The sequence below is a fragment of the Sphingomonas sp. Leaf257 genome, from assembly GCF_001422185.1.
Classification (GTDB): Bacteria; Pseudomonadota; Alphaproteobacteria; order Sphingomonadales; family Sphingomonadaceae; genus Sphingomonas; species Sphingomonas yabuuchiae.
The window spans coordinates 1-12,573 of the sequence record NZ_LMMH01000035.1; the positions used below are offsets into that span (position 1 = coordinate 1).

The 12,573-nt window shown below is 66.3% G+C and carries 11 protein-coding genes; 6 read left to right on the forward strand and 5 right to left on the reverse strand.

What is annotated here, in order from left to right; all coding sequences use genetic code 11:
* The first annotated feature begins 278 nt into the window (after positions 1-278).
* From ASF14_RS18070 to ASF14_RS18080, 3 genes are read left to right on the forward strand one after another with little or no spacing between them, the layout of a single operon-like run.
* Positions 279-1,295 (forward strand): glycosyltransferase family 2 protein, encoded by a 1,017-nt coding sequence (locus tag ASF14_RS18070; protein ID WP_056438508.1) that lies wholly within the window; start codon positions 279-281, stop codon positions 1,293-1,295.
* A complete protein-coding gene (locus ASF14_RS18075) occupies positions 1,292-2,770 on the forward strand; it encodes an oligosaccharide flippase family protein (protein WP_056438510.1) in 1,479 nt (492 codons plus the stop codon). The genes ASF14_RS18070 and ASF14_RS18075 overlap by 4 nt, the downstream gene beginning before the upstream one ends.
* Positions 2,771-2,817: 47 nt before the next feature.
* The gene (locus ASF14_RS18080; RefSeq protein ID WP_056438513.1) at positions 2,818-3,096 is read left to right on the forward strand and encodes a hypothetical protein; all 279 of its coding nucleotides are present in this window, start codon (positions 2,818-2,820) and stop codon (positions 3,094-3,096) included.
* A gap of 63 nt (positions 3,097-3,159) precedes the next feature.
* On the opposite strand, the gene ASF14_RS18085 is transcribed toward ASF14_RS18080, so the two are convergent.
* The 5 genes from ASF14_RS18085 to ASF14_RS18105 all read right to left on the reverse strand — a co-directional run bounded on the left by ASF14_RS18085 (position 3,160) and on the right by ASF14_RS18105 (position 8,306).
* Entirely contained in the window at positions 3,160-4,011 is an 852-nt protein-coding gene (locus ASF14_RS18085) for a DUF4167 domain-containing protein (protein ID WP_056438515.1), read from the reverse strand.
* Positions 4,012-4,296: 285 nt separating this feature from the next.
* Complete coding sequence (gene prmC / locus ASF14_RS18090; RefSeq protein ID WP_056438518.1) at positions 4,297-5,109, reverse strand: peptide chain release factor N(5)-glutamine methyltransferase; 813 nt, start codon at positions 5,107-5,109, stop codon at positions 4,297-4,299.
* 174 nt (positions 5,110-5,283) lie between these two features.
* Entirely contained in the window at positions 5,284-6,357 is a 1,074-nt protein-coding gene (gene prfA / locus ASF14_RS18095) for a peptide chain release factor 1 (protein ID WP_056438521.1), read from the reverse strand.
* Positions 6,354-7,676, reverse strand: coding sequence for a histidine--tRNA ligase (gene hisS / locus ASF14_RS18100; RefSeq protein ID WP_056438524.1), 1,323 nt, complete (start codon positions 7,674-7,676; stop codon positions 6,354-6,356). The genes prfA and hisS overlap by 4 nt, the downstream gene beginning before the upstream one ends.
* Positions 7,677-7,724: 48 nt before the next feature.
* Positions 7,725-8,306 (reverse strand): cysteine hydrolase family protein, encoded by a 582-nt coding sequence (locus tag ASF14_RS18105; protein WP_056438527.1) that lies wholly within the window; start codon positions 8,304-8,306, stop codon positions 7,725-7,727.
* A gap of 251 nt (positions 8,307-8,557) precedes the next feature.
* Here ASF14_RS18105 and ASF14_RS18110 point away from each other — a divergent pair, with 251 nt between their 5' ends.
* The 3 genes from ASF14_RS18110 to ASF14_RS18120 all read left to right on the forward strand — a co-directional run bounded on the left by ASF14_RS18110 (position 8,558) and on the right by ASF14_RS18120 (position 12,490).
* Entirely contained in the window at positions 8,558-9,754 is a 1,197-nt protein-coding gene (locus ASF14_RS18110) for a GGDEF domain-containing protein (RefSeq protein WP_168371566.1), read from the forward strand.
* A 50-nt stretch (positions 9,755-9,804) separates the two neighbouring features.
* Positions 9,805-10,467, forward strand: coding sequence for a DUF1345 domain-containing protein (locus ASF14_RS18115; RefSeq protein WP_056438530.1), 663 nt, complete (start codon positions 9,805-9,807; stop codon positions 10,465-10,467).
* A gap of 82 nt (positions 10,468-10,549) precedes the next feature.
* Positions 10,550-12,490 carry a M61 family metallopeptidase gene (locus ASF14_RS18120; protein WP_056438532.1) on the forward strand — a complete coding sequence of 647 codons (1,941 nt, stop codon included), beginning with the start codon at positions 10,550-10,552 and terminating at the stop codon, positions 12,488-12,490.
* The last annotated feature ends 83 nt before the right edge of the window (positions 12,491-12,573 follow it).

A 12,573-nucleotide genomic window follows, 5' to 3' on the forward strand; every position in this document is an offset into this window, starting at 1 on the left:
CCCAGGGCCTCAAGTGCGCCGATCTGTCGTAGCTGCACCGGTCAGTCGTTGCGACCACCGCTGCGGTGAAACCCCTCTAGGCCGGGTCGATCAGAGGGTCAACACAAAAAGTGCCATTTTTCTGCAAAATTTCAAAAATCCTTTAGTTTTGGCGGCTTAAGCCTGGCGCCATGGTCGGCCCCTCGCGGAACCTTTGGCAGCTTCGCGATTCCGCCCTAGGCAGACATGGGTGTAGGGCTTTCCTAGTGACCGCGTACCAGGGAACGAGTGATACGAGCATGACGTCGCCCCGGATCACCGTCGCCCTGAGCGTCTACAACAACGCGGAATATCTGGCTGACGCGCTGGACAGCATCCTTGCCCAGACCTTTGGCGATTTCGAGCTGGTGATCGTCGATGACGGCTCGACCGACCACTCCCCCGCCATTATCGACCGCTATGCGGCGATCGATCCGCGTATCCGGGTGATCCGCCAGGCCAATCAGGGGCTGGTGGCCAGCCTGAACCATATCATCGCGGTGGCACGTGGCCCCTATATCGCCCGCATGGACGGCGATGACGTCGCCCTGCCCGAGCGTTTCGCACGGCAGGTGGCCTTTCTCGACACGAACCTGGACCATGGCGTTGTCGGGACACAGATCGAGACGATCGATGCGCAGGGGCATCGCCGCAGCGAACCGCCGGTCGATCACCCCTTGTCCGCCGATGTCATTGCCGCCGCCTTGCCGACCGCGTCGCCGCTTTGCCATCCTTCGGTGATGATGCGTCGTGACGTACTGGAAGCCGCAGGCGGCTATCGGCCCGCCTATCGCCATTGCGAGGATTACGACCTGTGGCTTCGGTTGGCGGAGCGGACGCGGATCGCCAATCTGCCCGAGCGGCTGCACCTCTATCGCTATTCCCCATCGCAGGTGTCGCACCGGCATGTCTTGGCCCAGCGTTATGGCGTGGCGGTCGCGCGGCTGGCCCGGGTGGCGCGTGCCGAAGGGCGACCTGACCCTTCGGACGGCTGGACCGCCCTTCCCCCGATCGAGACGCTCGATACCATTTTCGGGCGGCCGGGTGTGGCAAGCGATGTCCGCGCCGAAGTGGTGCGCGGGCTCTTATACGCGCCCGAAGTGATGGCGGGAGAAGGGCTGACCTGGATCGCCGCGCATCTCGACGATGTGCGCCGGGCGGGTGGCGAACCCGTAGCCGGGCTTTGGCGAGCCGTGGCGCGGTTGGCGAGTCACCATCAGCGGCTGGGCGCGATCCGGCTCGCCGGGCTGCTGACCCGGCATCGGATCCGGCGATGAGCGGTTCTTCGGTTCGCGGGGCGGCGCTCTGGTCGATCGGCGCGCAATATATCGCCTTTGCGATTCAGTTCGTCGTCAGCGTGGTCATATCGCGCTTCTTCCTCAGCCCGTCCGAGATGGGGCTTTATTCGATCGCGCTGTCGGCCGCGATGCTGGTGTCCGCGTTGCAGGATTTCGGCATCCGCCGGTTCGTGGCGGGCGAGCGCGACCTGACCGAAGAGCAGCTGCGCACCTGTTTTTCGGTGTCGCTGATCTTTGCGCTGGGTATCGGCCTGATCATCTTTGCGCTCGCTTGGCCGGTGGCGCGATTCTACGACAATGTCCGGCTGACCCCGCTGCTCGTCATCATCGCCGGGTCCTATCTGATCGTGCCCTTCGGCATCGTGCCGGGCGCGATGCTTCAGCGACGGATGGACTATTACTCCATCTTCCTGACCAGCGTCGGCGCGGCGGTGGTCAATGCGGTGTTTTCGCTGGCACTGGCCTGGGCGGGCTATTCGGCCTTTGCGCTGGCCTGGGCCTCGGTCGCGCAACAGGCGGCCCGCGCGATCATCGGCCAGTGGCGGTCCGGCATCCGTCCGCCTTTCCCACCCAGCCTGAAGGGCATCGGCCCGATCCTGCGTTTCGGATCGAACAGCTCGCTTCTCTATATCAGCGACGCGATCAGCTCGCGCAGCCCGGAGCTGGTCATCGGCCGTATCCTGACCCTGACCGCGGTCGGCCTGTACAGCCGCGCCTCGAGCCTGGGCGCGCAGTTGCAGATGCTGGTCAGCGGCGCGGTCGATGGCGTCTTCTATCCGGCCTTTGCCCGCCTGCGCGATGCGGGAGCCGATCTGGCCGCGCCCTATCAGCGGGTGGTCGCGGCCTATAGCGGCGTGACCTGGCCCGCCATGACCTTCCTCGCCACCGCCGCGACGCCGATCGTGCTGATGCTCTATGGGCCGCGCTGGGCGGGCGTGGCGCCGCTGTTGAGCTGGATCGCGCTGGGGCAGTTGTTCTTCGCCGCCGTGCCGCTGCATTTCGAGCTGCCCATCCTGCTGGGACATATCCGGCGGCTGATCGTCGCCAATGCGCTGGATACGATCGCGTCGATCGGGCTGCTGATCCTGGGGGCGACGGTCAGCCTGGAATGGGCGGCGATCTCGCGCATCGGCTATGGGATCGTGTGGTTCGTGCTTTACGCCACGCTGATGAAGCCGCTGACCGGCTTTGCCTGGCGGGGGATGGTCAAAGTCTATGCCCAGAGCCTGATCGCCACGCTGGCGACGGTCGCGCCGCTGCTGGCCGTCTATCGCTGGGTCGCATCGCCCGAGGCGGTCGGCTTCACGCTGTTGAGCGTGAGCGCGGCGGCGGGCGTGCTGGCCTGGCTGGCGGTCGTCTATGCCGTGCGCCACCCGGTCCGGCGCGAGATCGATGCGATCGCCGGGGGCATCTGGGCCAAGCTGCCGGTCGGGCGGTTGCGCCGGGCCGGGTAAGGCCTGCCCGGCTTGTCGAGCGGGCCCCCGTTGCCCATAGTCGGCCCATGTCCCCGCCCCCACCCGGACTCGACGATCCCGAACAAGCGGCCTTCGCCTGGGCGCGGTTCCGCATGCTGATGGCGTGGATGACGGTCGCGGCCGCCGTCGCGGTGGCCTTCGCGATGATCGCGCTGGCCGAGGTCTATGGCCCGCTCAACGGGGTGACGATGCTGGGGGTGATTGGCGGGATCGGCGGCATGGTGATGCTGACCGGGGCGCTGATGGGGCTGGTCTTCCTCAGCTCGGGCACCGGGCATGACGAGGATGTCGACCGGCGACCATAAAAAACCGGCCCCCGCGAACATCGCGAAGGCCGGTCCTTTATCCATCGAAAGCGTGGAAGGCGATCAGCCCGCCGCCGCCTCCGGCTCCACCGGAGCCGCCGCGCGGACGCGACGACGGCGGGGCTTTTCCTCGGGAGCCGCTTCCGCCTCGGGCGCAGCGCTCAGGGCCGGGGGCAGGCGATCGGCGTCGAAGCCGGTCTGCTCGCCCGTATCCTGCACCTCGGCGGGACGCTCGCGACGCGGGCGACCGCGACGACGGGGCGCTTCCTCCTCGGCCTGCGGTGCCGAAGCGACCTCGGGGGTGATGACGGGCGCGGTCACGACCGGCTGCGCATCCTCGACCATGGCGGGCTGTTCGGCGCGCATCGGGCGGCGATCCTCGCGCGGCTCACGGCGCGGGCGATCGTCGCGGTCGCGCCGGGGACGCTCTTCGCGCTGCTGATTGTCGCGAGCATAGGTTTCGCGCGGCTGGTTGTCGCGCTGGCTGTCTCTGGGCTGACGCTCACGCCGCGGCTGTTCGACCTCGCCCTGCTGCTCGCCGGGACGGATGGGATCGCCCTCGTCGCCATAATCCTCGGCGTCGTTGTCGAAGCCGTCGTCATACTGGTCGTCGCGCGATTCCTCGCGCTGGCGGCGCTGATTCTGCTCCTCGAAGCGCGAGCGGGTTTCGCTCAGCACCCGGAAATAGTGATCGGCGAACTGCCAGTAATATTCGGTGTTGACCCGGTCGCCCTGACGCTGCGCCTCGGTCGCCAGATTCTTGTACTTCTCGTACAGCTGGCTGGCGTTGCCGCGCGCGCGGTTGTCGATGCGATTGCCATTGTCGGAACGGCCGGGATTGCCGCCCGGACGCTGCCCACCATTGTTGTTGCCGCCACGACCGCGACGGCGGCCGGCCTGCCGATTATTGATCAAGCTGTTCGTCCTTAGTCGTCAAACCAACAAGGTCCACTTTTTCCGACCCACTCTTCCCGACATCGCGCGCGGTTCGCGCGATGCGAAGCTGTCGCACCCGATTTCGGGCGCTGCCACGGCCGCCGGACAGCAGCGACTACATGACGAAGGGTATGGGCATCGGCCCGACATCCTGCGACCCCGAAAAACCGGTGAGAGTGCCAGATGTTCGCGTGCCCCTGTGCCCGCTCTAGCGGGTCGGACCTAGGTCCTTCAAGTGAAATATAGGGCATCACGCGCGATTGTTCAATGCGCCAGCAGGGCACGCGGCCGCCCGCCCAGATCGCGGTGCAGCGTTACCGCAAAGCCTTGATCCGCCAGCAAAGCCGTCACCGCCCCGGCCTGTTCATGCCCGATCTCGACCACCGCCGCCCCGCCGGGGGCGAGCAGGCGGCGCAGTTCGGGGGCGAGCAGCCGGTAATCGTCCAGCCCGTCCGGCCCGGCGAAGAGTGCGGTGCCGGGCTCGTAATCGCGTACCTCGGGCGAGAGCGGCTCGGCCGTTCCGATATAGGGCGGGTTGGTGACGATGCAGTCGAACGGCCCCGCCAGCCCGGTCGCCCAGTCGCCGCACAAGAACCGCGCCCGGTCGGCCAGGCCACAGGCCGCGGCGTTGGCGACGGCGTATCGCAACGCTTGCGGGGAACGGTCGACACCCAGCCCCTTCGTGTCGCGCCACTCGTCGAGAAGGGCGAGCAGCAACGTGCCTGGCCCGGTGCCCAGGTCGAGCAGGGTGGCGGGGGCACGCCCCCTGAAGTGCCGTAGCGCCGCATCGACCAGCGTCTCGCTATCGACGCGGGGGACCAGCGCGCCGGGGCCGACCATCAGGTCCAGCGTCCAGAAACCCCGCGTGCCGGTGATATAGGCGACCGGCTCCTGCGCGGCGCGGCGCTCGACCAGCGGCCAGAAGCTGTCGGGGACCGGGCGGGTCAGGTCGAGCAGCAGGGCATTGCGCTCGATCCCCAGGGCGTGGGCGAGCAGCAGTTCCGCGTCGAGCCGCGCGGTGGGGGAGAATGCGAAACGTTCGGCGGCTGTTGCGATCGCGGTGCGGGCGTCCGTCACGCCGTCTCACCCCGGCGCATGCTGGAAATCAGAGAAAATCGGTTCGCGCGGAGGCGCGGAGGCGCGGAGATGTGCGGCTTGGGGCAGCGCTTGGGTGCCATCGACCGGCGAAGATGGAAAGCCTGCGGCGCAGCGGGTTGCACCGCTCCGCGTCTCCGCGTCTCCGCGCGAATATCAGCCATCGAGCGCGGCGAGCCGTTCGGCTTCATCCTCCGCCAGCAGCGCGCCGATCAGTTCGTCCAGTTCGCCCTCCAGGATTTCGGGCAGGCGGTGCAGCGTCAGGTTGATCCGGTGATCGGTCACGCGGCCCTGCGGAAAATTGTACGTCCGGATCCGCTCCGACCGGTCGCCCGAGCCGACCATCGACCGCCGGGTACCTGCGCGTTCCGCCGCCAGCCGCTCGCGTTCGGCTTCGTAGAGGCGGGTTCGCAGCACCTTCATCGCCTTGGCGCGGTTCTTGTGCTGCGAGCGTTCGTCCTGCTGGATCACGACCAGCCCGGTCGGGATATGGGTGATGCGGATCGCCGAGTCGGTGGTGTTGACGTGCTGCCCGCCTGCACCCGACGAGCGGTAGATGTCGATGCGCAGATCCTTGTCGTCGATCTGGAGATCGACCTCCTCCGCTTCGGGGAGCACCGCGACGGTCGCCGCTGAGGTGTGGATGCGCCCGCCCGATTCGGTGACGGGCACGCGCTGGACGCGGTGGACGCCCGATTCGAACTTCAGCTTGGCGAACACGCCCGCCCCCGCGACCGAGGCGACGACTTCCTTATAGCCGCCGGTATCGGGCACCGAGGCGGAGATGACCTCGACCCGCCAGCCCTGCCGCTCGGCATAACGCTGGTACATGCGGAACAGGTCGCCCGCGAACAAAGCCGCCTCATCGCCACCGGTCCCGGCGCGGATTTCAAGCATCGCGGCGCGTTCGTCGGCGGCGTCGCGCGGCAGCAGGGCCAGCGCCAAATGGCGATCCGCCGCCGCCAGCGCATTGCGGTTAGCGTGGAGTTCCTCTGCCGCCAGCTCGCGCAGCTCGTCGTCGCCGTCCTGCGTCATGAACGCCAGGCTGTCGGCCTCCTGCCGCAACCGACGCACCTCGGCGGCGGCATTGGCGACCGGCTCCAGCTCGGCATATTCCTTCGACACCGCGACAAAGCGGTCCGAGGGCAGCTCGCCGGTGGCCATCATCGCCTGCAATTCGTCGCGTCGCGCCTCGATCTGCGCGATGCGCTCCGCCGAAATGGTCTTCATCGCGGCGTCAGACGCTGCGCCAATGGGGGAAGCTGCTCGCCATGATCCTCGGCGATCTCATCCTCGAACAGCAGGTCGGACAGGCTCTGCGCCACCATGTCGAGCGACACCTTGGCCTGCTCGCCGGTCTTCAGCGCCTTGACCTGCACCTGGCCGTTCGCCAGCTCGTCATCGCCCAGGATCAGCGCATAGCGCGCGCCCTGGTCGTTCGCCTTGGCCATGCGACGCTTCATATTGCCACGAAACGCCATGTCGGTCGCGACGTCCGCGCGGCGCAGCTCGGCGACCAGCCCCGTCGCACGCAATTCCGCCGCCGCCCCCATTGACACCACGACCGCATCGATCCCCGGCTTCTCCGGTTCGTCGAGCAGCATCGCCAGCCGTTCGACCCCGGCCGCCCAGCCCACGCCCGCCGTCGCCGGTCCGCCAAGCGACTCGATCAGTCCGTCATAGCGCCCCCCCGCCAACACGGTGCCCTGCGAGCCCAGCCGGTCGGTCACGAACTCGAACGCCGTGTGGCGGTAATAATCGAGCCCCCGCACCAGCCGCGCATTGCGTGTCCAGGCGACCCCCGCCGCGTCCAGCCCCGCCGTCACCGCCTCGAAAAAGGCACGGGCTTCGGGGGTCAGATAGGCGTCGATATCGGGCGCGGCATCGGCAATCGGCCGGTCGCGCGGGTCCTTCGAGTCGAGGATGCGCAACGGATTCTTCTCCAGCCGCACCAGGCTGTCTTCGGACAGTTGATCCCGGTGCGCCTCGAAATGCGCGACCAGCGCGTCACGCCAAGCGTCGCGCGTCTCGGCATCGCCCAGCGTGTTGAGTTGCAGCGTCACGCCCTCGGCGATACCCAGTTCGCGCAGCAACTGGTCGGCCATCACCAGCAGTTCGACATCCGCCGCCGGTTCGGGCGCGCCCAAAATCTCGGCGTCGATCTGGTGGAACTGGCGATAGCGGCCCTTTTGCGGGCGCTCGTAACGGAACACCGCGCCCGAGGTGACGAGCTTGAGCGGCGCATATTGCTGCCACCCCTCGGTCAGATAGGCGCGCGCGATCCCGGCGGTGAATTCGGGCCGCAGGGTCAGCAGGTCGCCGCCGCGATCGGGGAAGGTGTACATTTCCTTCGACACGACATCGGTCGTCTCGCCGATCGACCGGGCAAAGACCTGCGTATCCTCGAACACCGGCAGGTCGAGCCGCTGGAAGGCGTAGAGGCCATGGACATGCTCGAAGGTGCCGAGCACCTGCGCAAAGCGGCGCTGTTCGTCGCCGAAGATGTCCTGCGTGCCGCGCACGCGCTTGGGGGTTTCGATCCGTGCCATAGAGGTGGCGCTATCTAAGGTAGCGAGCGCCGCTGCGCTAGAGTGCGATCACCCGTCCCTGGACAACCAATCCGCCAGTGCCAGTTCGGTCGTGGGACGCGTCTCCGCGCACATGCTGTGCCGCATGATCTCCAGCGCCCAGCGGCGATGATCGTCGCTCTCGCTGGCCACCGTATCGCCCGGCACCCACAGGTCGTACTCGCGCATATGCGCATCGGCGGCGGTGAACAGCACGCAGATATCCGCCGCCACCCCGGTCAGGATGACGCGGCTGACGCCCAGTTGCGGCAGCAGCACCGGCAGGTTGGTGGCATAGAAGCCCGAAAATTGCGGCTTCACGATGAAATAGTCGCTGTCGCGCGGCCGGAGCGCGGCGATCAACGCACGGCCGGGGCTGTCCTCACGGTCGCAATGCGCGACGATCGAGGAGCGTTCGGAATGCCAATGGCCGAAATTGTCGTTGACGTAGATGACCGGCACGCCCGCTTCGTCCGCCTCCTCCCGCAACGCCACGATCCGCCGCGCCGCCGCCTCGGCCGCTGCGCGCAGATCCTCCCCGCCCTCGAAGTCCAGGTCGTTGATCATGTCGATAATGATCAGTGCGGCGGCATGGGGGGCAGTGTCGGGCATGGCGGCAACATGTCACACCACGCACCCTAAAGCCTTGATCTGCTTGAATTACACTTCCCCATCGACGGTGAGGCCGAACAATTTGAACCGAACCAGCAACGATATCGGACCAATCGGTTGACCGTATTCCCAAGCGATTGAAGCAGAAACGAAAATATCATTGAAATATATGCAAGCTGCCAATGTCGTTTATTTTCGGCAATACAAGATTTACCGACGTGCCTATAGGGTCAGTACCGCCGGAGTTTACCATGCCTGACCGCCAAGAACTTGAGGAATCGCTTTCCCGCCTCGCCACTTCGAACCGTTTGCCGCCCCACCTCGAGCGGCAATTCGATTGCGATCGCGCCGATAGTTCACGCAGCCAGGTCGCCTATGTCCTTGTCACCCTTCTGGTTCTGACACTGTTCGGCCTAGTGGCGGATGCGCGCATCGGCGTTTTGAATCTGTCTCTCCACTGGAAGCTGAGCCTGCAATTGCCCGCCATCGCGCTGGGGCTGTGGCTCGTGGCGCAGCGGCGAATCGCACCGGCCCATATGTGGCTGGCCGGGGCGATCCCGCTGGTCATCACCGTCGCGCTGGTCACCCGCCTGTCACTGGCGGTACCGCCACCCCTGTCCGAGCGGCTGGCCACGACCGCGCTGGTCGCGGCCTTTGTCACCAATCTCGTCCTGCCGATCAGGACGCACGCGGCGATCCTGGTGTCGCTCGCCAATATCGCCGCCTATCTGGGCCTGCCCTTCGCCATTGCCCCCTGGACCCCGCTGCTCCAGTCGGTCGACATCCTGATCTTTCACAGTGCGATGATCCTGGCGACGCCGGTAGGCGGCTTTTTCTACGAGCGGGTGCAGAAGGAGCGTTTCCTGCTGACCCTGATCCAGCACCGGCAGAGCAGCGAGCTGGAAGCCGCGGTCCAAGAGCTGACCCGCATGTCCCTTTGCGATCCGCTGACCGGGGCGGGCAATCGGCGCAGTCTGGACGCACGCTATCCCGAATTGTGGCAGGCCGCCCGGACGCGCGGCGAGGCGTTCAGCCTGATCCTGATCGATGTCGATCATTTCAAGCTGTTCAACGATTCGGCCGGACATGCGGCGGGCGACCTGTGCCTGCAGGCGGTGACGAAAACGATCGCCGCCGCCGCCCGCTGCCCGATCGAGCAGGTCACCCGCTGCGGCGGCGAGGAGTTCGCCCTGCTGGTCCCCGGCGCCGACCTGAGGGTTGCGGAGGCCGTTCGTCGCCATGTCGAGGCCATGGCGATGCCGCATCCCGGACTGCCCCCCGGCCGCATCGTCACGGTCAGCATCGGGCAGGCGATCCTCTATCCGGGCCGCACCACCACCAGCCAGGACGATCTGTTCCGATCGGCGGACGACGCGCTCTACCGGGCCAAGCGGGACGGGCGCAATCGCGTGGCCATCGCCGAGGACGAATTGCGCGCCGTGGGGTGAGCCGGTTTCCCCCATGGTCAAGTTCGCTCGCTGCGCGTTAAGTCCTGCTCATGACCACTCCCCGCTGGCAGCGCCTGCAAACCCGTATCGGCGATCGGATCGCGCCGCCGCGTTTCCTGCTGTTCGCGCTGATCCTGATCGGGGCGGCTGGGGGGCTGGTGCCGGTTCTGGGCATGACGCGGGGCATCCTAGCCGGATTCGATGCCGCCGCGCTTCTGTTCATCGGGTCGCTCATCCCCCTGCTGCGTCAGGGTCAGGCCGCGAAGATGCGCGCCCGTGCCGCGCGCAACGACGCCAATCGCGCGGTGCTGCTCGTGTTTTGCGGGATCGTGCTGTTCGTCGTGCTGGTCGCGGTCGGCGGCGAGTTGCGTGGGCGGAGCAGCACCGTCACCGTGGCGCTGGTCGTCGGCACGCTGATCCTCGCCTGGCTGTTCTCCAACATCGTCTATGCGCTGCATTATGCGCACCTCTATTACAGCGTGGATGGCGACGGCGATGCGGGCGGTCTGCAATTCCCCGACACGGCCGAGCCCGATTATTGGGATTTTCTGTATTTCTCGGTGACGCTGGGCATGACCTTCCAGACCAGCGACGTGTCGATCGCCTTGCGCCGGATGCGACGGGTGGTGACCGGCCAGTGCCTGGCGGCCTTCATCTTCAACCTCGGCGTCATCGCCTTTACCGTCAACGTGTTGGGCGGCGGCGGCGGATAGGGGACCGCCAAAAGGGTCTGGACGACTGGCCTATCGGGTGCCTAACCTGCCGCCATCTCCCCGTCGCCGCAAAAGGCCTTTCATGATCCGCCACCCGCTTCGTTCCGTGTTCGTCGCCTCGCTGCTCGTCTCCTCCGCTGCTGCCCCGCTCTTCGTGGCGAATGCCCAAGTCCCGCAGGGCAACTCCGCGCCCGCCGCTGCGGCTCCCTTCGTCAACACCATACCCGATGCGGTCGACACGCCCTATCCGGGCACGATCAAGCTGGTCGTCGATGCCACGGATACCCAGCGCGGCATCTTCCGCGTGAAGGAGACCATCCCCGTCGCCAAGGCGGGTCCGATGGCGCTGCTATTCCCCAAATGGCTGCCCGGCGCGCACAATCCGCGCGGCGAGATCGAGAAGCTGGCGGGTCTGGTCATCAAGGCGAATGGCCGCGTCCTGCCTTGGACGCGCGATACGGTCGATGTCTTCGCCTTCCATGTCGACGTGCCGTCGGGCACGAAGGCACTGGACCTGGAGTTCCAGTTCCTGTCGGCGACCAAGCCGGACCAGGGCCGCATCGCCGTAACCCCGACGATGATCTCGCTCCAGCCCAATTCGGTCAGTCTGTATCCGGCGGGCTATTATACCCGCCAGATCCCGATCCAGATGACCGCGATCTTCCCTACGGGTTGGACGGCGGCGGGCGCGGTCCCGGCCAAGGCGTCGGGTTCGACCTACACCTATGACACGACCAATTACGAAATCCTGGTCGATTCGCCGGTGCTGGCGGGCAAGTACGGCAAGGTCTTCCCGCTCAGCCCGCAGGTGAACCTCAACGTCTTTGCCGACAACGCTGCCGAACTGAACGCCAAGCCCGAGCAGATCGCCGCGCACCAGCGGCTGGTCGATCAGGCGGTGAAGACCTTCGGCGCGCAGCATTACGACAAATATGAGTTCCTGCTGTCGATCAGCGACCAGCTGGGCGGGATCGGTCTCGAGCATCACCGCTCGTCCGAAAACGGCGTGACGCCGGGCTATTTCACCGAATGGGACGCCGGGCCGGGCCGTCGCAACCTGTTGCCGCACGAGTTCACGCACAGCTGGGACGGCAAGTTCCGGCGCGGCGCGGACCTGTGGACGCCCGATTTCCGAACGCCGATGCGCAACTCGCTGCTCTGGGTCTATGAGGGGCAGACGCAATTCTGGGGTTATGTGCTCCAGGCGCGGTCGGGCATGGTGTCGAAGCAGGATACGCTGGACCAGTACGCCTCGATCCTCGCCATCTACGACACCGCGCCCGCGCGGCAGTGGCGCGATCTGCTCGACACCACCAACGACCCCATCATCTCGTCGCGCAAGCCCAAGGGCTGGACCAGCTGGCAGCGGTCGGAGGATTATTACAACGAAGGCCTGATGGTCTGGATGGAGGTCGATGCGATGCTCCGCCAGAAGTCGAACGGCACCAAGTCGATCGACGATTTCGCCAAGGCGTTCTTCGGCATCCGCAACGGCGACTGGGGCGAAGTGACCTATACCTTCGAGGATGTCGCCAGCACGCTGAACGGCATCGTGCCCTATGACTGGGCCGGTTTCCTGCGCCAGCGCATCACCGAGACGGGCAAGCCCGCGCCGATCAACGGCTTTGCCATGAACGGCTACAAGCTGGTCTACACGCCCGAGCCGACCCCGACCTTCAAGCAGGGCGAGAAGGGCAGCACCAACGTCACCTATTCGATCGGCCTGACGGTGGCGAACAGCGGCGAGGTGACCAGTTCAATTTGGGACAGTCCGGCGTTCAAGGCGGGCATCGATGTCGGCACGCAAATCCAGGCGGTGAACGGCGAAAGCTATACCGGCGATCGGCTGAAGGCCGCGATCCTGGCCGCCAAGGACCCGAAAAAGCCGGTCAAGTTGGTGATAAAGAACCAGGATGTCTTCCGCGAGGTGACGATCGATTATACCGGCGGCCCGCGCTATCCGCGTCTGCAAAAGGTCGGCACCGGCGAGACCGGGCTGGATCGCTTGCTGACCGCACGCTGACGCCTGTCTGACGAAGGCTTCATCCTCGTCTATCGACACGACATGGCGGGTTGCGCTATCGCGCCCGCCATTGTTTTTCCACC

Coding starts and splice junctions, on each gene's coding strand:
- ASF14_RS18115 (WP_056438530.1), top strand. CDS start 9,805: ATGACCACTCCCCGCTGGCAGCGCCTGCAAACCCGTATCGGCGATCGG.
- prfA (WP_056438521.1), bottom strand. CDS start 6,357: ATGAAGACCATTTCGGCGGAGCGCATCGCGCAGATCGAGGCGCGACGC.
- ASF14_RS18110 (WP_168371566.1), top strand. CDS start 8,558: ATGCCTGACCGCCAAGAACTTGAGGAATCGCTTTCCCGCCTCGCCACT.
- ASF14_RS18075 (WP_056438510.1), top strand. CDS start 1,292: ATGAGCGGTTCTTCGGTTCGCGGGGCGGCGCTCTGGTCGATCGGCGCG.
- ASF14_RS18120 (WP_056438532.1), top strand. CDS start 10,550: ATGATCCGCCACCCGCTTCGTTCCGTGTTCGTCGCCTCGCTGCTCGTC.
- ASF14_RS18080 (WP_056438513.1), top strand. CDS start 2,818: ATGTCCCCGCCCCCACCCGGACTCGACGATCCCGAACAAGCGGCCTTC.
- ASF14_RS18070 (WP_056438508.1), top strand. CDS start 279: ATGACGTCGCCCCGGATCACCGTCGCCCTGAGCGTCTACAACAACGCG.
- ASF14_RS18105 (WP_056438527.1), bottom strand. CDS start 8,306: ATGCCCGACACTGCCCCCCATGCCGCCGCACTGATCATTATCGACATG.
- hisS (WP_056438524.1), bottom strand. CDS start 7,676: ATGGCACGGATCGAAACCCCCAAGCGCGTGCGCGGCACGCAGGACATC.